Genomic DNA, 21,083 nt, shown 5'->3' with positions numbered 1-21,083 from the left:
ATTCATCATTATCCAACTTCAGGATTGAACTTCAGCGCACGTAGTTGCTTCATTATCTCCTCCTCGAGGCGATGTCCCTCCGCAAACTGCTCACTGAGGGTTTTCATATAATTCGCCATACGCTGGTCGAACTCTGCTTCGCTGATATCCACGTAGTCAATCTTGATATCGAAGTATTGCCCAGCCGAAAGCGAATAGCCCTTTTCCTTGATTTCATCGTAGCTGACTACCACGGAGAAGTCCTCCACGGGCTTTGCCTCACGGAAGGTAGAGACAATCTGCTCAATTTCAGAGTCGCGCAAACGCTTCTTTTGGTTGTTACCCTCTTTATACTCCTCGCCCAGCTTGCTGGCATCTACCAGCACAACCTTATCGGCAGAAGCGGACTTATCGAAGAATAGTACTGACACATTCGTACCCGTATTGGCAAAGACATTGCTGGGCATAGACACACAGCCATAGACCCAACGCTCCTCTACAATGCGTTTCAGTATTCTATTCTCAATGCCACTCCTAGCTGTAATAAAGCCTGTAGGGATAACGATAGCCCCTCGACCATTCCTTTTGAGTGAGTTAATCACATGCTGAATGAAGCATGTATAGATAGCCATCGCCTCCTTCTTCTTGGCTGGGACATTGGGTACCCCCGCCCAAAAACGAGCAGGCTGGGCAGCTATCTTCTCCCGGGTAGCCGAAAAGTCCATCTTAAAGGGCGGGTTGCTGACGACAAAGTCGAACTGGCGAAGGCTTTGCTTATCATCGCTTTTGTGGTAAGGAGCAACGAGCGTATCACCCTGGATGGCATAGTCGAGTGAAGACACAAGGCCATTAAGCAAGAGATTGAGCTTTAGCATCTTGTTGGAGCGTTGTGAGATATCTTGCGAGAAGATGGTGCAACGCTCTTCTCCTATTTGGTGGCTGAGAGCCATAAGGAGTGTGCCTGTACCTGCAGAAGGGTCATAACATTCTTGGCTGTGCAAATCGGGATTGTCTCCAACCAAAAGACGAGCCATAATGGTGGCTATCGAATGAGGGGTATAGTATTCGGCATACTTACCACCACCTGCTGTGTTATAATCTTTGATAAGGTACTCAAAGATCGAGGCAAAGAAGTCGTAGTGTTGCTCAAAGGCTTCTTCAAAAGAGAAATTAGCAAGCTTATCCACCAAGGCACGCGCAAAGGGGGCACGCTGTGCCGTGTCGGTAACATAGTTCGTCAGTGTCTCAAAGAGTGGTATCTTGGTGTTCTCTGTCGTCTGCGTAGAGAATATCTCGGCATTCTTTTCGGCAATATCGGTCATCGTATTGTCAAAGATAGTGTCGAAGTCGCCTTTGCTCTGCTGATTCCACAGATGAGCGATAAGGTGGTAGGGCTGTAGAAGAGGTACTTCTGCTGGTAACGAAGCTTGCAATAACAACCGTTCCTCTTCGCTAAGGGCAGCATAGGCCTCCTCCCACTGGGAGGCAGGGACGATCTTTTGGCGTGCAATATCGCTCTTGGCACGCTTGAGTTCGTAACCGAACTTATCATTGAGGAACTTATACAGGAATACTTGCGTGATGATCTTATACTCGTTACCATCATTGCCCATGCCATAAGTAGCACAGGTGGCTTTAAGCTCGTCTATAAGCTGTATTGTCTTAGCTTTAATTGGCATAGCCTATACGTTGGGGTAAGTTGCGTTATACTGGCTCAGGTATTGTTGTGAAATCCGCTTTTGGATAAACTGATAATCATCCATTTCGGGCTTAATCTGTGGGAAGTGATATAGACAGCCACTGATGAGAGACTGCACAGTCCGAGCAAAGAATGCATCCTTTTTGAGAATATCATTCTTGTCGTAGACCCTGCCATCAATATCTGACTTGATCATCTTAAGAATGATCATAATCTCTTCATCACGAAAGGAGAACATCGGAGGCCTTTTGGCTTGGCTACGCTCTAAATTAACCTCGCGGATACGCTTGTGTACACGTGCGAACTTAACATCACCATTATACTTCTTAATGAGTGCGGTATTGCGTTTCTGTATATCTTGTAGACGCTTGACGACCTCGTCAAGAGCTTGTGCCTCTTCGTTGAACTTGGCAATCGTATCTATGACAAAGCCACGCTCTTTGAAGCGCTCGGCAAAAGCATCTCGCAAGGAGATAAACTCGGGGTCTTCTTGGTCATCATTTTGCGTGAAAGCAGTAATGGTGCGTTGCCATTTCTCTTTTAACTCCACTCCTCCAGCAACCAGCCGAAGTTCTTCTTGCCCGATTTTAGCAAAGTTGAACTCAATATCGAGCATAGCCTCGTTGATGAGGAGTTTAGTTTCAGCATTAGTATAGAAAGCCTCCTTTTGGTTGATAATATTGATACGATGCTGTACCTCGCTTAGTAGTTCAGGGAGCTTTGTTATTTCGACTTCGGCAAACTTCGCACGTAGGTCGTCGTCCCCAAAGGTGCGCACTAGATTGGCCATATCTTTGGCTGAGACAAGTGCGTGCTTTAAGTCCAAAAGGGCTTGTTTATCCTCTAGGGTTGAAATCTCCGTAGAGAAATCTTCTGCATTGTGGCACGAGTAGTCGAAGAGTATCTGCCTAATTTCCTTCATCTGTTCGATGATCTCCTCTTTACTCACCAATACTTGCGTAAAAGTGTTGGGCGTATTGAGATTTTCCTCCTGACTAATATCATTGAATCGATTAAGCTCTTGTAAGTAGGCTTCATTGGTCTCTTCAAAGTTCCGCTTGATGTCGGCAAAGTCAATCAAGTAACCGTAGCGTAGGTCTTTATAGGGACGATTGACACGAGTGATGGCTTGCAAGAGGTTGTGATCCTTGAGTTTGCGACCAAAGTATAGACGCTTGAGTCTGGGTGCATCGAAGCCTGTGAGCAGCATATTGTAGACGATGAGCAAGTCTATCGTCATATTCTTCTTGAAATCTTTTACTATCAGCTTGCGAGTTTCTTTGTCCTCGTAGTCGTGCAGGACAAGCCCTGCCTTGAGCATTTTGTCGAACTTGAGCTCCTCGCAGATACGCCCAAAATGCTGATATAGCTTCTCGGCTTGAGCGCTGGTTTCGCAGATAATCATCCCCCCAAGAGTCTCGTCCCCTTGTATCTTCCGGAAGCGGATGAGGTCTGTGAGGATATAGCGTAGCAACTCGTCGACATAGCTGTCATGCTCTATAATTGTATTCTTGCGTACGTCTTTCTTTTGTACGAGAGCCTCAAGCTTGTCTTGTACCTCCGTGAGTTTCTCTTTGTAAGATGTCTCTATGTCCTCACGGATAATCTTGAGCGTATAACCGTCAGCTATCGAGCGGTCGTAGTAGTAGGTGTGCAGGTAGTCGCCAAAGATCTTACACGAGGCTTGCTCTTCCTTGAGCAAAGGTGTACCTGTTAGAGCGATTTTAATTGCATTTTGATCTGCATCAAAGAGATTGGCTAGGAAGCAGCCTCCAGGGCGATAGCCACGATGAGCTTCATCGAGGATAAAGATACGCTGTAGGTTGGTAGCATAGGCATTGAGTTCTACTCGCTCGGTATCCTCGGCAAAGCGTTGGATATTAACGACCGTTATCTCTGCTTGACCTGTGGAGCCGTGCTGTGCTTGGTTCATACGAAATTGCTCCATCAGCTCTTTGCGTGTACTGGCCGTATTGACCACTAAACCACGTGCCTCAAACTCCTGAGTAGCCTGTTCTAGGAGATCGAGCCGGTCTACAATAAAGTAGAACTTAGCCACCTTACCCAGCCTCGCAAAGTGGTCACTCAAGATGTGAGCCAAGTGAAAGGAGAGGGCTGTCTTACCACTCCCTTGCGTATGCCAAACCAGTCCTGAGGTAATTCCTTGGGATAGTTTTTGCTCTATTGCCATGGCGGCAAAGAGCTGCTGGTAACGCATAATATGCTTTTGGTCCGTAGACTCTATTTTGCGATCTACCTCCCGCTCTTGTCGCACATAGGCGATACCGTAGCGTAGCAGATAGAGCAGACGCTGCGGACTACACATCGATGTGAGTATGCGATTGGTAGGTGTATCTTCAGAAAGGTTACTCCGATATTCAGGGCTAGTATGGATTACTTGACAGTTGAACTCCGAGAGGATAGCTTCTTCCACCTTAGGGTCTACCGGGAGATAGGGATAATCGGCATAGAAGGGGGCTATCTCAGCTCCTTTGGGATTTTCTTCTCTGAAGCAATTGAACGGGGCATTGCCTCTAGCACCAGTACAATAGAACGCACCTTCAACAGGTACTACACCACTCAGCGTGTCGTACTCCATATTGTTGGAGAATATCATCAACTGAGTGATATTGATGAAGCGACGGAACTTTTTATTTGGAAAGCGAGCCTTATTCATTCGCCTACTCTCGGCGACCATCCCCCCCATATTATTAGGCTTCTTGACCTCAATGAAGCAGAGAGGTAGACCATTTACGAAGAGTGTGATATCGGGGCGAAACTCATCTTGCCCATTACGGCAAGTAAACTCTGCCGTAAAGTGAAAAGTATTGTTTCCTGGCGTATCAAAGTCTATCAACCGGGGCGATACCGACTTTAGGCGTCGATAAAAACTACGCCCCAAATCATCATCGTTAAGCTCCTTACGGATGTCTCTTAACACCTGCTCTACTTCTCCCTTATGCTTGGGATTGAGACGAACGAACTGCTCTTTGAAAACTTGTAATAGGATGTTGGTGTCTGCGTCATAAACACCCTTGGAGGCATCTTCTTCGTGAACCTTACCAAAATATGTATACCCCAAGCGTGTAAGGTGTACCATTGCTGGCATCTGTACACGTGTTGCTTCATTGAATGTTCCCATATCTATTCTTTGAGAGTCTAAGGAGGTCTCGGATATCAATGTCTAAGGCATCAGCAATTTCACGAAAGTTTCCCATGAGAGGGTTGTAGCTTGTTGAACACCCAATGGGACACAGTATTCTCAGTACACCCAATCTCTTGTGCTAGCCATTTGCGTGATACTTGCTTTTCTGCTAATACTGATTTTATCCTGCTTACAACCATCATCTGTTGATCTGATTTCTAAGAGAGTAGACCTATACAAAGGTACAATATTAAAGCCAGACACCGAAGAAAACCAAAGCCTCTATACAAGAGCAGATAAAGCCATTCTACTTCATCTGCTTTTACAGGGAATTACGTACCTTTCCTGAGTAAAAAAGATGGTTCTTTGTATTTACGCAAAACAGCAAAAGCAAAAGTGTTTCGCTCGCTTCTTAACCACACTCTCTTGGACCCCCCATTCATCATTAAGCATTAGCAACCAACGGATTAGTCGCACACATTTTAATCGAATGCGAAGATCCACGACTTCCGCACCTCAAAGACATCGGGATCGACTTCCTCGAGAAGACAGAAGTTCCACTCCACATCCCTAAACACCCAAGCAGGAGGTTTTCATCAAGCAGCTCATGGATCTTACGCACGTAGGAGACGCCACGCGACCTGACCTAGTCCTGTCAGCCTGCCCTAGTCATTAGGTCGAATAGGGGGTAATAGGTCTAATACTCACCTCCGAACATCTCCCTAAAGGGAGGGCATAGGACACCCCGTGAGAGGTAGACTGCCACTAGAGCCTACCCTCCTGCCTCCTCTACCCTACTCTCCCCCTATATACCATATCATCACCGACTAGCCTATCCTACCATCATCGACTACCCCCCTACTAGCCCTACCTGCCTACGACATATGTCTATCCCTGCTCCGCTACCCTGCTCTCCCCCTATATACCATATCATCGCCGACTAGCCTGTCCTACCATCGCCGACTAGGCTCCCCCCTACTAGCCCTACCTGCCTACCACTATACCACACCTGTACCTAGCTCTATATATGAGCTACCCTATACATACTAGCCCCATACCTAGCTATACTGGACTACCCCCACCTAGCTACACCTTGGGTAGGACTTCGCAGACTACCTTATTAGACCTATTGCACCTATTAGACCTATTGGACTTATCCCCTACCCCCCCCTATCATACCTAGGCTCTCACCACTAGCCTCATCACGCGCATTCCGAGAGGGCTAGAACACTACATATAATGGACGCTTAGATGGACTAGTAAAGAACGCCTCCGTCACCTATGTAAGGTGACGGAGGCGTTCTTTATAGGAGCGCAATTGCGCTCTCGGTATGATCGTTTTGACCCTCTCGGAATGCCAGATACAGAGGTGGTTAGAGAGGGGCTCCAGAATGTGTCTATGACGGGACGGAGCGAGCAGGTAGGAGAGAGGATAGACTAGACGGAAAGAGCCATGGGGAGAGGGCTAGCGGCGGGAGTGGAAGAAACGCTGCATGAGCTCTCGGGCTTCGGCTTCGAGAAGCCCCCGATCAAGACGTACCCCTCGGGGAAAGAGCTTCGGAGCATGGAGCGCATAGCCAAACTTAGGCTCACTCGCTCCATAAACAATACGCTCTACCCGAGACCAAAAGAGTGCACCTGCACACATCGTACAGGGCTCTATCGTCACGTAGAGCGTACAGCCCTGGAGGTACTTCCCTCCGAGGGCTTCGGTGGCAGAGGTGATGGCTAGGAGCTCGGCATGAGCTGTGGGGTCAGAGAGTCGCTCCACACTATTGTGAGCACGGGCGATCACTCGCCCCCCGCAGACAACGACAGCACCGATGGGGATCTCTCCCTCGTGGAAGGCTTGCTCTGCCTCCTCCAGTGCTAGGCGCATATAGCGCTCATCCTCGGGTGTATAGGTCATGGTCTGCACATCTCATCCTCGCCGAAGAGCATCGGAGCATTGCGCTCGTGCTCACGCAGTACCTCGGACATGATCACAGAGCGGATCCAGCTGGAGCGGTTGGCGATGTGATGCTGGGCACAATGATCGAGGATTGCCTTGTACTCCCTATCGTTGAGCAGGACATTCAGGCTATGCGTCCGCCGAGAGGTGGGGAGAGGTGTACGACGCTTCTTGGCCATGAGGGGAAAGACAAACTAATGGAGCGAGAGAAGAATGAGCAAAGAGCGAGGAAGACCGCTAAGGGAAGTGGAGATCGGGACTGCGAGCAGTGGAGGGTAAGAGAGCGAAGTAGCGCTGTGGTGGGTAGCTAGGCTGAGGGAGGCAGAGCCAGCCCACAGACTGGAGAACTAGAGCCTCCCTGAGACTAGGCAGGGACGATGACCTGCAGAGCCTTGGGGTGCAAGCTCACCCGAATGGTCGTGCCGAGCTCGAGGGGTTCACCATCGACGTGCACAGGCCCCGGGTGTGTACGCTGGATACAGACCTGTGTCGTCTGCTGCGTACTATAGTACTTGTTGCCCCCCAATCGCCGACGCATCAGATCCCCGAGGACTATAGGAGCCTCTAGGGGACTGAAGGGGCGGATAAGGGCTAGGTCGAGTAAGCCATCGGAGAGGTCTGCTTCGGGAGCAATATAGGCATTGTTGCCATACTGCGAAGCATTGGCCACGACGAGGACAAAGGCTTCGGTCTCTAGGGTCTCCTCCCCTTCGCCTAGCGTCACTCGATAGGTGTCGGGGACGAAGTGAGTGTACTCCTTGATCATCGTCTGTAGGTAGGTCACGGGGCCTCTAGTGTCCGCCTCGGCGAACTGCTTGCTGACAGCTGCGTCGAAGCCCAGACCACAGGTACAGAAGAATGGAATACCCTCCACCTCACAGCAGTCGATCAAGAGGCGACGACCAGAGACAAGGGTAGCAATGGCCTTCTCGGCTGACATAGATAGGCCGATGGCTCGTGCTAGTCCATTACCCGACCCCTTAGGGATAATGCCTAGGGCGGTATCGGTGTGACTGAGGGCACGTGCGACCTCGTTCACTGTACCATCACCACCTACGGCTATGACGTGATCATAGCCCTCGCTAGCTGCTCGACGAGCGAGCTCGTAGCCATGTCCAGCCTCCTTGGTGTAGGTGAGGAAGAGCTCATAGGGGAGGTCGGAGTAGGCACGTCCGAGGAGCTCGGGCAGGCTCTTCTTGGAGCCTGTACCCGAGATAGGGTTGATGATGGCCAGTGCCTTCTTCATCGTACGGGGTAGGAGGCTAGGCGTTGGCTTGCGAGTTCCTCGTACTTAGTGCCGGGGCGGCCATAGTTGCAGAAGGGAAGGATGCTGATGCCTCCCCGTGGGGTGAAGTCCCCAAGGACCTCGATGTAGCGAGGGTTCATCAGCTCGATGAGATCCTTCATGATGATATTCACACAGTCCTCGTGGAAGGCACCGTGATTGCGGAAGCTGAAGAGGTAGAGCTTGAGGCTCTTGCTCTCGACCATCTTCACATCAGGGATGTAGCTGATGTGTATGGTCGCATAGTCGGGCTGTCCGGTGATGGGGCAGAGGCTGGTGAACTCAGGGCAGTGGAAGCGCACCCAGTAGTCATTGCCCTGATGCTTGTTGGTGAAGGCCTCGAGCACCTCGGGGGCATAGTCCTGCCGGTACTCGGTCTTGCGCCCGAGGATGGAGAGTTCGTTCTCGCCGTCTCTGATACTTGCCATAGTGATCTAAATAGGTCTAGGGAGGTGATTAGTAAGCACGGGCGAAGAGGACACGTTGGGCAGAGGGCTTTCCGGTAACCATACACTTGCCCGGGGTCTTGTCGCCGAGGAGAGGGATACAGCGGATGGTGGCCTTGGTCTCTGCCTTGATCTTCTCCTCCGTCTCGGGCGTACCATCCCAGTGGGCGAGGATGAAGCCACCCTCCTCGATCTTCTCCTTGAACTCCTCGTAGCTGTCTACCGTGATCGTATGCTGCTCTCTATAGTCGAGCGCCTTCTGGTAGATATTGGCTTGGATGTCCTCCAGGAGCTGAGCGACGTGGTCTGCGATCCCTTCGTAGGGGAGGGTCTCCTTGGTGAGGGTATCACGGCGGGCGACCTCGATCGTACCCTGCTCCATGTCACGTCCACCGAGGGCTAGACGTACGGGTACGCCCTTGAGTTCATACTCGGAGAACTTCCATCCGGGCTTTTTATTATCGGCATCGTCGTAGCGCACGCTGATTCCACGACTCTTCAGCTCACTGAGCAGAGGCTGGATATAGCGGGTGATCTCATCACGCTGCTCTAGGCTCTTGTAGATGGGGATAATGACGACCTGATAGGGAGCGAGCTTCGGAGGCAGGACTAGACCGTTATCATCCGAGTGGCTCATGATGAGCGCGCCCATGAGGCGGGTAGATACCCCCCAGGAGGTAGCCCAGACGAGCTCCTGCTGTCCCTCCTTGTTGGTGAAGGTGACATCAAAGGCCTTGGCAAAGTTCTGCCCGAGGAAGTGTGACGTCCCACTCTGTAATGCCTTGCCATCCTGCATCAGCGCCTCGATAGTATAGGTCTCTACGGCACCAGCGAAGCGCTCGTTGGCGCTCTTCACCCCGACGTGCACGGGTACCGCCATATAGTTGCGGGCGAAGTCCGCATAGACATTCACCATACGCATCGCTTCCTCCTCAGCCTCGGCCTGCGTAGCATGTGCCGTATGCCCCTCCTGCCAGAGGAACTCTGCTGTGCGTAGGAAGAGACGGGTACGCATCTCCCAGCGTACGACGTTCGCCCACTGATTACATAGGATAGGGAGGTCACGCCAGGACTGGATCCAGCCCTTGTACGTATTCCAGATGATGGTCTCCGAGGTAGGACGCACGATGAGCTCCTCCTCTAGGCGAGCCTCGGGATCGACGACGACACCCCCATCGGGGCTCGTCTTCAGACGGTAGTGGGTCACGACAGCGCACTCCTTGGCGAAGCCCTCGACGTGGTCGGCTTCACGGCTTAGGAAGCTCTTCGGGATAAAGAGTGGGAAGTAAGCGTTAGAGTGCCCCGTCTCCTTAAACATATCATCCAGCTGACGCTGCATCTTCTCCCATATAGCATAGCCATAGGGCTTGATGACCATACAGCCACGCACCGCTGAGCTCTCGGCTAGATCAGCCTTAATCACTAGGTCTTGATACCACTGCGAGTAGTCCACACTGCGAGGGGTAAGCTCCTTGAGTTCCTTTGCCATTATTGTCTTAGATGTCTTATCTATATTACTTTGAGGCACAAAGGTACAAAAAGCCTTAGAAAGCCCCTTAGGGTACTACTGCTACCTCGGGGCCGACGCATGATCTTGCTCGCACACTCCTACCTTTGGATCTTCGGGGGTATTCATATCCCAGGGAGCCTTAGCCTATCACTAAAGATCCTAGGCATTATCCCCAAGGAATAGACATACAAGCGAGCCCTACAGAGGAGATACTTAGAGCGCACTTGTGTACACGCGTGTATACAGTTGTGTACACGTGGGTATACAGTTGTGTACACACGTGTATACTCATCCCTCCTCGGTAGGAGGTATACGCTGGGGATCTCTACACCTAGGACACAGATACTTCTATCTTCTATCTTCGGCGTATGCTCCTTGACGACCTTGCTCTCGCACTATGGTGATTTCATGCGTCAGCCCTGTACCTCTGCTACCTGTCCCCTAGAGTCTCCCCCTTCCCTCCGAGGCTTCCCCGACCAACCATCCAGAGCCATCCCCACCTCCCGTGTCAATCGTCCTCAATAGACAGCATAATGCGATCCTTAGACACGTAAGAGCGCTAAGGGTAGGAGAAAAAAGACTAATTTAGTGGCGCATTAATAGAAAGATTGTTGCATGAAGATTAAATCATTTGTGTTGGTGCTCTTGCTCCTCCTCTCAGGGGTGGATACGTGGGCACAGACACTACAAGTCGCGGGCAAGGTCACCGGTGTACGGAAAGAAGCCCTCGCAGGAGTGCAAGTAACGATCCAAGGTACAAGCCGAGGAACCAAAACAACAGACCAAGGGCTATACATCATCGAGCTAAACGAAGGACAAGCACTAGAGTTCACCCTTCGTGGCTACAGCCGTCGCATCGTCGTGCCCACGGGGCGTACACTAGACGTACAGATGAGCCTAGACAGCCTCTCCCAGACCAGTCCTACGGACTCCACCACCACAGCCTCCAGCGAGGAGATGACCCTCTCTACCGGCTCACGTGGAGCGACCTCCATCCTAGGAAGTGCCAAGCCCCTCTGGGTACTCAATGGTGTGATCTTAGGTAGTGACTATGGTAGCATCGAAGACTTCATCGGAGCCAATGCCAAGCAGGTAGTCGCCGCCAAGGTCCCCGGGCTAAGCATCGACAATATCGAGCGTGTACGCATCTTGACGAGCTCCACAGAGACCTCCGCCTATGGCCCGAGAGGTATAGCAGGGGTCATCGAGATCACCTCCAAGCAAGGCTCGGGAGGCTCCCAGTCACTCAACTACTCTGGTGAGTTCACTTGGCGCCCGACCCCGTCCTACAACAATATCAATATCATGAACTCACAGCAGCACGTATCCCTCATACAGGATATGGTAGATGCTGGACTATTCCCTATCCATGAGATGGGGACGAAGAAGGATCTAGGGCTTATCGGGCAGATGTACGAGCTCTTCGGAAAGACCGATGCCTCGGGTAACCCACTACTGACGAATGATGCCGCCTCTCGTGCTGCATTCCTTCGGGCTGCTGAGCGTAGGAACACCAATTGGTTTAAGGAGCTATATCAAAACTCGATCATACACCAGCACACCCTAAGCTTCAACGGAGGTACAAGCAAGACAAACTTCTTCGCCTCACTGACGGCTCGTGTAGACCCAGGATGGACGATCGCCGATAAGGCCAATACCTACTCGGGGAATATCTCCGCCGACTACCGCCTCCTACAGAACGTACGTGTCGGGCTAAAGCTCATCGGGGAATACGCTACGAGTGAAGAGTCTGGTGAGTCTCCTATCAAGTACGCTGCCACCACCAGCCGAGCCCTGTCCCCCCGAGACTACTATACACAGGACTACGTACCCTTCAACATCTTCGAGGAGCTACGTGCCAACCGCAAGAACAAGACACAGCAATATCTTTCTATTCAAGGCTCGATCGTATGGGACGTGATGAAGCAACTCAAGGCTTCCTTCGTCACCGACCTGAAGTACACGAATACCGTCACCTTCACGGACAATACCGAGCAGTCCATACTTGCCCGCTCCATGCGAGCCATGCAGTCCACCTACATACGCAACAACAATAAGAATCTCTACACCGACCCTGACAATCCATTTGCTCTCCCGATGTCCATCCTCCCCGAGGGAGGTATCAGGGAGAACAAGCTCCGACAACGCTTCCTGACGAGCTACAAGTTCAACCTTGACTTCCACGAGACCTTTGGCCGTCATCAGCTACGAGCACTAGGGGAGATCGGGGTGGACGTTGGCTCTACGGAGACGAATACGAACCTCAACTACGGTGTACTCTTCGACCTCGGAAGACAGGCCTACTTTATCCCCGAAGCCTTCAAGAGGCTCTACGAGAAGGGGAGCAACTACTACACCATACAGAATGGCGTAGACAACAACGTGGACTTCCTCACGCAGGTCTCTTATAGCTACGACGAGCGCTACTCGCTGGTCGGTCTACTTCGCTTCGATGCCAGCAACAAGTTTGGCCCTTCACGCTACATCCGTTGGCTCCCTACGTGGAATGTAGAGCTCGGGTGGGCTGTCCACAAGGAGTACTTCTTCCCTCGCCTACGTCCCCTCTCCTCCCTCTCCCTCAAGGTCTCCTATGGTCTAGTGGCGGATAACCCATCAGTCTCCAACTCCCTAGAGCGTATCTACTCCGACATCCCCTGGCGCCCCAACTCCAAGGAGATAGGGCTAACGATCAAGAGCCTTGCCAATCACGGCTTGACCTATGAGAAGACTCGTACGCTGAGCTTCGTAGCATCAGCCTCGGCATTTAAGAACCGCATCTCCGCCACGGTAGACTGGTACACCCGTCGCAGCTATGACCTCGTAGGCCCTATCTATACACAGGGTGTCGGGGGTGAGGTAGACAAGCGTGGTAACGTAGCGGAGCTTAGCTCCTCGGGTCTACAGCTCCAGCTCATGTCCACCAACATCCGTACTAAGACCTTCACCTGGCAGACGGGCTTCTCCTACCTACATAAGACTAATCGTATCACCAAGCTGCTCTCTAGCCCCACGGTGAAGACGATGACGGATATCTCGGGCTTCTCCTATCAGGGCTACCCACTCTCCTCTGTCTTCTCTATTCCCTTCCTAGGGCTGACGGACAAGGGGATGCCCCGCTTCCTCAACGATCGTGGTGCGGAGACCCTCGGAGACTTCAACTTCCAGAGCACCGATGTTAGTTCGCTACGTTATAGTGGGACGCTGGTACCGACCGACCTCGGCTCCCTCACCAACATCCTCCGCTATGGCAAGCTAGCCCTATCGATCAACCTCAGCTACCAGTTCGGAGCTGTCACGCGTAGACGTTATATCACACCGATGGATGATATCCGAGCTCTACCCCGTGACCTCGTCGATCGTTGGGTGCGTCCCGGTGATGAGGCAAAGACGAATATTCCTCGCATCCCCAGTAACTACGCTTACCAAGAATACGGGCGAGACAATATCACCAATGCCTATACTGCCTACAACATCTCAGACGCACGAACAGCCAAGACGGACTTCGTGCGCCTCAAGGAGGTTTCCCTCGAATACACCTTCGCACGGCAGTTCCTCCGCCGCACACCTGTGCGTAATCTCTCTCTAAAGCTTCAGGCGCAGAACCTCATGCTCCTCTACTCCGACAGCCGTCTACGTGGCGACGACCCCGAGTATATGTATCTATCGTCGATGGTACCGCCTAAGCAACTGATCTTGACCCTTCGTGTCGGGCTCTAATCCTCACCCATAGAAGGCTATCCCCTATGAACAAGTATAAAGCACTTGCCCTCATCATCGCCCTCATCCTACCTGCGGCCTTTACCTCTTGTAATAGTCTGCTAGACGAGCAACCCGATGATCGCATCACGGTGAACTCCCCCGAACTCATCCGAAGACTCCTCATCAACGCTTACCCGACAGCTACTCCGACCTTGGTCTCAGAGCTCTCGAGCGACAATATAGATGACTACGGGACGGATAACCCGAATTATACCAACTTCCAGCTGGGCTTCGCCTACTGGGATGATACGCCCGAGTACAATACGGCAGACGGACTACGTGCCATCTGGCAGGCGCACTACAACGCGATTGCCCATGCTAATAAGGCTCTGGAGGTCATAGATCAGCTGGGCAATACCTCTGCCCTAGCCCCTCATCGAGGTGAAGCGCTGCTCTGTCGGGCTTACTCCCACTTCGTGCTTGTCAATGTCTTCGGCAAGCACTACAACGCTCAGTCCAGCTCCACCGACCTTGGTGTGCCTTACATGACCAAGCCTGAGACGGAGCTTGACCCAAGGTACACCCGCAACACCGTCTCCGAGGTCTACGCTGCCATCGCCCGGGATCTACAGGAGGGGCTACCCCTGATCGCCGACAGCTACTACAGCGAACCTATCTATCACTTCAATAAGAGTGCGGCGTATGCCTTTGCAGCTCGCTTCTACCTCTATCACGAGGAATGGGATAAAGCCATCGCTGCGGCAGACATCGCACTCACGGGCAAGAGCCCTCGTGACTGGTCAGAGTTCCAGAACGCATCCGTCGTCGGGGCAAAGACAGAAGATGCCTATGCCAAGCTATACAGCCGTACCACTACGAGTGCCAACTTCCTCCTGCTCCCTGTCACCTCTGGTATCCGCAGCTTCTTCTCGAATGCTCGTGAGCGACGCTTCTCGCACTGCCACCGAGCTGCTGCCGAGACCATCCTAGCGGCTAACATTTGGTCGAAGACCACGAGCCCTCAGAACGACTACTGGCAGGAGCCCTTCATCTCCCCCGTGTATAACTTCCGAGACATCATCAATCAGTCCAAGTACCCCACCTACACGAGCAATGCTAACAACACGATCGTTGTGCCTTTCTCCTACGAAGAGACCCTGCTCGTCCGTGCCGAGGCTAAGGTGCTAAATGGGGACAATGCTGGGGCTATCCAGGATCTAAATGCCTGGACATCTGCCTACCTGAAGGTGAGTGATAAGACCTTTACGGAGACTCAGATCGTCGATTTCTACAAAGCCGTAGCCTACAGTACGGCAGACGCACCGACGATCAAGAAGACCCTTCACCCCCGCTTCGCACTCTCTGGGGGAGAGACCCAGGAGATGATCCTGCATCATACCCTGCAGTGTCGCCGTATAGCTACGCTGCACGAGGGCTTGCGCTGGATAGACATCAAGCGTTATGGCATCGAGGTACCTCGCTATGTACATGACGCCCGCAATAGGGACAACGTCTCGGTCGTAAAGACCCTCACCAGCTGGGACGATCATACGGCACTGGAGATCCCTCAGAATGCCATATCCAAAGGCATGAAGCCCAATCGTCCCTAAGCCCCGCCACCCCACTCATCCACGGCTCCGACGAGCGAGCCCCACATCCCCTACCAAGATACAGATATGAATAGCATCCCCCGTAGGCTTCGCCAGCTATCCCTGATCGCTCTGGCTAGCCTTGCCCTCTCGGCCTGCAAGGGTGCCGACAGCGACCTCTCCAAGGAGAGCGTCGTACGTACCCCAGAGCACCAGTCCGAGCTGGATAAGTATATCGAGGAACAGTTCTCCCGCCCTTACAATATAGAGGTACTCTACCGCTATCGGGAGTACGAGATAGGTCGTGGGTGGGTCACCTCACCGGCACGAGCGGAGAATAGCCTGCAGTTCGTCAATGTCCTGCGCTACCTTTTCCTCGAGCCCTATGTCGAGACCACGAGCAAGGCCTTCGTCAGGCAGTTCTCCCCCCAGGCCCTCATCCTCACGGGCTACTATGGGTACAATCCCCCGCCTAGCAACACCTACACACTAGCATCAACGATCAACGGGATCAAGATCGTCTTCATGGACATCAACCATCTTGACTTCCCCACCCTAAAGGCACTCTATGCCGAGCGGGAAGCCCTACAAGGCAAGACCGATGCCACCAGCGTCGCCCGATACAACGAACTGGATGCGCAGATCAAGAAGACCAACCAGTCCTACATCACCACCCTGCGCACCTCCTACCTGCGTACGATCTATCATGAGTCTGCCCATACCTTCCACCAGAGGGTAGAGCCTACCACAGACTTCGATAAGATCACTTCGCTAGACTATAAGGGGGGTACGTGGACGACTTGGTGGACACGCAACGGCAAACGTTCCATCCAATACGGCTTCATCAGCAACTATGCTAGCCAGGAGCCTCACGAGGACTTCGCCGAGCTCTTCGCCCACTATATCATCCTTACCCCCGAGGAGTGGGAAGCGAAGATGCAGGAGGCGGATGTGACACCCTCGGGAGCTAGCTCCTCGGGGAAAGTGCTCATCGAACGCAAGCTCGCCATCATCAAGGAATACATGACACGGCAGTGGGGGTTAGACATGGATCTGCTGCGGAGTAATGTCCAGAAGCGGTACCCCGAGTTTGCCCGCCAAGACTTCACCATCATCCACTAAGCCCTATTGACCTATGAAGAGATACTACATGAGCCTCCTCGTGGGGCTCGCCCTCACCTCTAGCCTGATGCCGTCCTGCTCCTCGGCCGACAAGCTCAGCGACCTCGGCGAAGCATCCCAACGTACACGTGAGGTGCTACGTGAGTACACCGACCGCCTAGAGGGCAACAAGGGTTACTGGCTCCTCACCTACTGGCCAGACAGCCGTCTGCGCTATGGGGGCTACAACTTCTTCGTCCACTTCGAGGGGGGGAAGGTCACCGGACTTACCGAGCTACACCCCACGGCGGTGACCTCGCTCTATGACGTCACGACGATAGACCAACCCACACTATGCTTCTCCACCTTCAACGATGCCTTGCTACATTTCAGTAAGTCGTCGGAGTACTTCCGCTCCGCCCGAGGTGGTGACTTTGAGCTCCTGCTGAAAGAGATAAAGGGCGACACCATCCTCCTAGAGGGACGTAAGCAGGGCACACGGATGACCCTCGTGCCCTTCGCCTCGGATCCTGCGACAGAGATCACGGCTATCCAGCGGGTCTCTAGCCTTCTTCGCACAGCGGGACTTACCTCGGTAACGATAGGTACGGCAGGCACGGTAGGCCTTCGCCTGCATCCGGGCTACCGCCAGCTGGAGTTCACGCCAGAGGGAGGGACGACAGTACGTGCACCCTTCGTCTACACCTCCCGAGGCCTTCGCTTCTATCAGCCCGTGACCCTAGGGGGTGTTACCCTCAGTGAGCTCGTGCTAAGTAGCGATGATACCCAGCTACAGAGTCCCGATGGAAGTATCCAGACGACCATAGTAAACCCTCCCCTAGACTTCGCCACGAAGACCTTCGTCTATTACGCAGAGACGGGCTTCGTGTCCCCCAAGATGCTCCAGCACCTTACCCGTGCCAAGAATGCCCTGACACGCACAGGACGTGGCACACTGCAGACCACAGGCTACTGGGGAGCTTTCACCGCTGCCGACCTCGGGGTGAACCTCAGAGGTAACGACAGCCACAACACTATGGTCATGACCTCGGGCATCATGACGACCCAAGGGTACTACAATAGAGCCAGCTACGAAGTAGACTTCGTCGGTGTAGGGGCAGACCCGACACAGGTGGATATCCTACTGAGGGATGGTAACGACTCCTCGGGCTGGTACTTCTACAGCGCCATCATGCCTATCGTCGAGGGGCCTCGCTCTAAGGCTCCCTACACCATCACCGCCTACACCGATGACGGTGGCGCCACCTACTATTACTACCTACAGAGTACGACAGACGCAGACTACTGGCTCTACCTCTATCCCTACTCTGCTTAAGCTCAGCCGATAGATCCGAGCAAAAGGTTAGCCCCCTTCATCCGATACGTGTCGGATGAAGGGGGCTAACCTTTTGCAGAGGTAGTCTCGCTGCTACTTCTTCACTTCACTCAGCAAGACCTCTACGGCTCGCTCGAGCTGTGTGTCGTGTCCCTGCAGTACCTTGCGTGGCTCTAGTGGCACAACGACGTCTGGGATCATCTCGGTATTCTCCAGATACTTGCCATCGGCAGTCAGATAGCCTACGGCTGGGATCCCATAGTAGAGAGCTGGGTCAAGGAGCGTATCCCAATTGACGCTCGTCATCGTGCCTGGTACGGGCATCCCTACGACCTTCCCTATGCCCTGGTGCTGATAGACCCAAGGCGAACCATGGGCATTGCTATAGTCGGCTTCGCAGGTGACCATTACGGAGGGATGGTTCCATCGTCTGCTGGGCATCTCACAGTAGTCCTTACCACGGACGACCTGCTGGAGATACTTCTTGCCCGAGAAGAACACCTCGATATCCTCATGGAGTCTTCCCCCACCATTATAACGGATGTCTATGACGATCCCCTTCTTACCATAATACTTACCCAAGACATCGGAATAGACGTTACGGAAGCTGGGGTCTCCCATCGAAGGGATATGGACATAGCCTAGACGTCCACCCGAGAGGCGCTCGACCTCGCTAGCACGCTGACGGGTCCAACGCTTGTAGAGGAGCGAGGAGAGCGCACCCTGAGAGATGGGGCGAATGACTTCCTCGATGGTCTCTCCCCCTGCCGTACGGAACGTGACAAGGACACGCTTGCCTACCTTGTCATTGAGCAGAGGGAAGTAGTCTTGCCCTTCCTTGATCGGCGTGCCATCGATCGCCGTGATGAGCGTACCAGCTCGGAGCTTGCTCCAGGAGACGTCGAAGGGGCCTCCCGCTACGACCTCATCCACACGTAGCCCATCCCCTCGGCTGGGCGAGGAAAGGAAGAGACCTAGCTCTGCCGTGGGGAAGGCAGAGCCCGATGCCCGATAGCGTCCACCTGTGTGCGAGACATTCAGCTCGCCAAGTAGCTCGCTAAGCATCTCGGCAAAGTCTTGGCTCGTGGTGATGTGGGGGAGGAACTGGCGGTAGTGCTTCGTCAGTTGTGCCCAGTCCACACCATGCATATCTGTACGGTAGAAGCGAGCCGCCTCCTCACGTACGACTTCCTCGTACATCACCTCACGCTCCTTAACGCGGTCGATGGAGCGAGAGCCCGAGATCGTGATCGCCTTCAGTGCGTCGTTCTTCGGGTCGAGCTTCTGGGGACTGCTGCCGAGGATGAAGAGCGTCTTACCCTCCTTGTCCTTGTCAAAGAAGGGAGAGCTTAGGTCGAGCTTCTTCTGTAGCTGGGTCTTGTGCTTGAGGAGATCATGCACCCAAAGGTCATAGCCCCCTTCGTGGGAAGCAAAGTAATAGAGCTTCTTCCCGTCGGGAGAGAGAATAGCGTCTGCGAGCGAAGAGGAATTAGGAGTGAGGCGGACAATGCGATCCTCTATCCCCTCTAGCTCGAACTGGATAGGCTCGGGCTTGGCCTTAGTGGTCTTGGTAGAGTCGGTCTTAGCCTTCGCCTTGGCCTGCTTCTCTGCTTCGTCCAGGAGCTCACGCTCCTCATCGGTCATGCGGTAGCGTTCGTACCCCTTGCGGGTGAGGAAGACAATCATCACGTCATTCTCCGAGCCCCATGAGGCGTGGTTGCGCATCCCATAGCGGTCGGTCATATAGGTAAGTGCCTTGCCATCCTGCGACCAACGTGGGGAGGTGTTGAAGTAGCCGCTATTGGTGATATTGAAGACAGGCTTCCCTCCCTCTGCGCTCACAATCCCTATATCACTATAGGGGGCATGTGCCCGAGCGACATACTGCAGGGCGAACCAATGTCCATCGGGAGACCAAGTGTAGTCTATGCCTCCCGAGCGTTCGTGCTGCTGGGAACCATCGGTGATGGTGCGTAGCTGCTTCGTCTGTAGGTTATAGACCATCAGCTTAGAGCGATCCAGCACAAAGGCGAGCTCCTTGCCATCGGGAGAGAACTGAGGGTACATCTTCTCCCCCTTCACCCCGAGGGAGAGCTTCTCCTCGATAATATTCGTTGCATTGGGGAAGTTGGGATCCTCACTACGTCCGATGCGTGCCCGATAGAGTTCCCAAGAGCCCTCCTTCGTAGAGGCATAGACCAGTGTGCGGTTATCCGCACCGAAGGTCATCCCACGGCCAGTGAACGACCCGTGAGTCACCTGCTTCGTCGTGCTATGGTCTGCCGAAGTGACGAATATATCTCCACGTGAGAGGAAGGCGATCTGCTTCCCATCGGGTGAGACCGCCGAGGAGCCTAGGGAGCGAGACATAGAGAGGTGGAGCTGCTCGTCACTCTCCCTATCCTTCGAGATACGCACAGAGATGCGTTGGGGTTCCTTGCCTGGGGTCAGGGTGTATAGCTCACCAGCGTAGCCGAAGGCTAGTAGCCCCCCCTTCGACACGGATAGGAAACGTACGGGGTCACCTTTGAGGCGAGTCAGAGCCTTGGCCTCGGTGCTTCCTGCCGAGAGGTCTCCCTCATAGACATTCATCGAGCCTCCGCCTCGCTCACTGAGGAAGTAGAGCTTCTTCCCATCTGGAGCATAGAGTGGGTTGCGATCCTCCGCAGGGTGCTGTAGGACGTAGCGGTAGGTCTTCTTGTCCAGATCATACTCCACGAGGTCACGAGCCACAGAGGAGGTATGGTGCTTACGCCATTCGTTCTCGAAGCCCTTGATGTCCTGATAGAGGATGCGCCGACCATCCGCACTCATGCTGATCGCCTCTGCGGGCGTGGCGAGTAGGAGCTCGGGGCGTGCCCCTCCTCGGACGGATACCCGATAGACCTCAGTCAAGATAGAGGTAGGGAAGAGGGCGGAGTGGGCAGGATCCTGGATATGCGCCTTGAAAAGCACATGGGCGCCATCTGGTGTGAAGGCATAGGGGATCTCCGTACCCGAATGGGTCGTCAGCTGGCGAGCTTCTCCCCCGGTGGCAGAGATGATGTAGATGTTCGTCCCGCTGTTATTTCGGTCACTCGTGAAGGCGATCTGCTTCCCGTCAGGCGACCAGACGGGGTGGCACTCATAGGCACTACCCGAGGTGAGGCGCTGGGCATCGCCCCCAGAGGTGGGGACGGTGTAGAGGTCACCCTGATAGGTAAAGGCAACCTTCGTCCCATCGGGCGAGATCGCAGGGTAGCGAAGCCAAAGGGGACGCTCCTCTCGGGCTAGGCTCACGAGCGAGACCGAGCAGAGGAGCGTAAGGGTGAAGAGGGTCTTTCGTACCATAGTATGATGTATG

Annotated in this window: 13 protein-coding genes; 4 read left to right on the top strand and 9 right to left on the bottom strand. The window is 53.5% G+C overall.

Going from position 1 to position 21,083, the window contains the following annotated elements:
• Positions 1–8: 8 nt before the first annotated feature.
• From QZ554_RS03000 to proS, 8 genes are all read right to left on the bottom strand, one after another.
• Positions 9–1,658, bottom strand: coding sequence for a class I SAM-dependent DNA methyltransferase (locus QZ554_RS03000; protein ID WP_297194271.1), 1,650 nt, complete (start codon positions 1,656–1,658; stop codon positions 9–11).
• Positions 1,659–1,661: 3 nt separating this feature from the next.
• On the bottom strand, positions 1,662–4,820 hold the full coding sequence (locus tag QZ554_RS02995) for a type I restriction endonuclease (protein ID WP_297194269.1): 3,159 nt from the start codon (positions 4,818–4,820) through the stop codon (positions 1,662–1,664).
• Positions 4,821–4,879: 59 nt separating this feature from the next.
• Entirely contained in the window at positions 4,880–5,023 is a 144-nt protein-coding gene (locus QZ554_RS08275; protein WP_366764416.1) for a helix-turn-helix domain-containing protein, read from the bottom strand.
• Positions 5,024–6,288: 1,265 nt separating this feature from the next.
• Entirely contained in the window at positions 6,289–6,732 is a 444-nt protein-coding gene (locus QZ554_RS02985) for a nucleoside deaminase (RefSeq protein ID WP_297194267.1), read from the bottom strand.
• Positions 6,729–6,953: a hypothetical protein gene (locus tag QZ554_RS02980; protein ID WP_297194264.1), complete on the bottom strand. Its 225-nt coding sequence runs from the start codon at positions 6,951–6,953 to the stop codon at positions 6,729–6,731. Before QZ554_RS02980 ends, QZ554_RS02985 begins: the two co-directional genes overlap by 4 nt.
• A gap of 185 nt (positions 6,954–7,138) precedes the next feature.
• On the bottom strand, positions 7,139–8,020 hold the full coding sequence (locus tag QZ554_RS02975) for a diacylglycerol kinase family protein (protein ID WP_297194263.1): 882 nt from the start codon (positions 8,018–8,020) through the stop codon (positions 7,139–7,141).
• On the bottom strand, positions 8,017–8,487 hold the full coding sequence (gene queF, locus QZ554_RS02970) for a preQ(1) synthase (protein ID WP_044168892.1): 471 nt from the start codon (positions 8,485–8,487) through the stop codon (positions 8,017–8,019). The genes QZ554_RS02975 and queF overlap by 4 nt, the downstream gene beginning before the upstream one ends.
• Before the next feature lie 28 nt (positions 8,488–8,515).
• On the bottom strand, positions 8,516–9,994 hold the full coding sequence (gene proS, locus QZ554_RS02965; protein ID WP_277085596.1) for a proline--tRNA ligase: 1,479 nt from the start codon (positions 9,992–9,994) through the stop codon (positions 8,516–8,518).
• A gap of 636 nt (positions 9,995–10,630) precedes the next feature.
• Between proS and QZ554_RS02960 the strand changes: the two genes are divergently transcribed.
• The 4 genes from QZ554_RS02960 to QZ554_RS02945 all read left to right on the top strand — a co-directional run bounded on the left by QZ554_RS02960 (position 10,631) and on the right by QZ554_RS02945 (position 17,740).
• Complete coding sequence (locus QZ554_RS02960) at positions 10,631–13,732, top strand: SusC/RagA family protein (protein WP_297194259.1); 3,102 nt, start codon at positions 10,631–10,633, stop codon at positions 13,730–13,732.
• A gap of 26 nt (positions 13,733–13,758) precedes the next feature.
• The gene (locus QZ554_RS02955) at positions 13,759–15,324 is read left to right on the top strand and encodes a RagB/SusD family nutrient uptake outer membrane protein (protein ID WP_297194258.1); all 1,566 of its coding nucleotides are present in this window, start codon (positions 13,759–13,761) and stop codon (positions 15,322–15,324) included.
• Positions 15,325–15,390: 66 nt separating this feature from the next.
• Positions 15,391–16,425 (top strand): putative zinc-binding metallopeptidase, encoded by a 1,035-nt coding sequence (locus tag QZ554_RS02950; protein WP_297194256.1) that lies wholly within the window; start codon positions 15,391–15,393, stop codon positions 16,423–16,425.
• A 13-nt stretch (positions 16,426–16,438) separates the two neighbouring features.
• Positions 16,439–17,740, top strand: coding sequence for a DUF4302 domain-containing protein (locus QZ554_RS02945; protein WP_297194253.1), 1,302 nt, complete (start codon positions 16,439–16,441; stop codon positions 17,738–17,740).
• 93 nt (positions 17,741–17,833) lie between these two features.
• Here QZ554_RS02945 and QZ554_RS02940 read toward each other — a convergent pair whose 3' ends face one another.
• A complete protein-coding gene (locus tag QZ554_RS02940; RefSeq protein ID WP_297194251.1) occupies positions 17,834–21,070 on the bottom strand; it encodes a S41 family peptidase in 3,237 nt (1,078 codons plus the stop codon).
• Between the last annotated feature and the right edge of the window lie 13 nt (positions 21,071–21,083).

Source organism: uncultured Porphyromonas sp., assembly GCF_915070105.1.
Lineage (GTDB): Bacteria > Bacteroidota > Bacteroidia > Bacteroidales > Porphyromonadaceae > Porphyromonas.
This window is presented reverse-complemented; position numbering and strand designations above follow the sequence as displayed.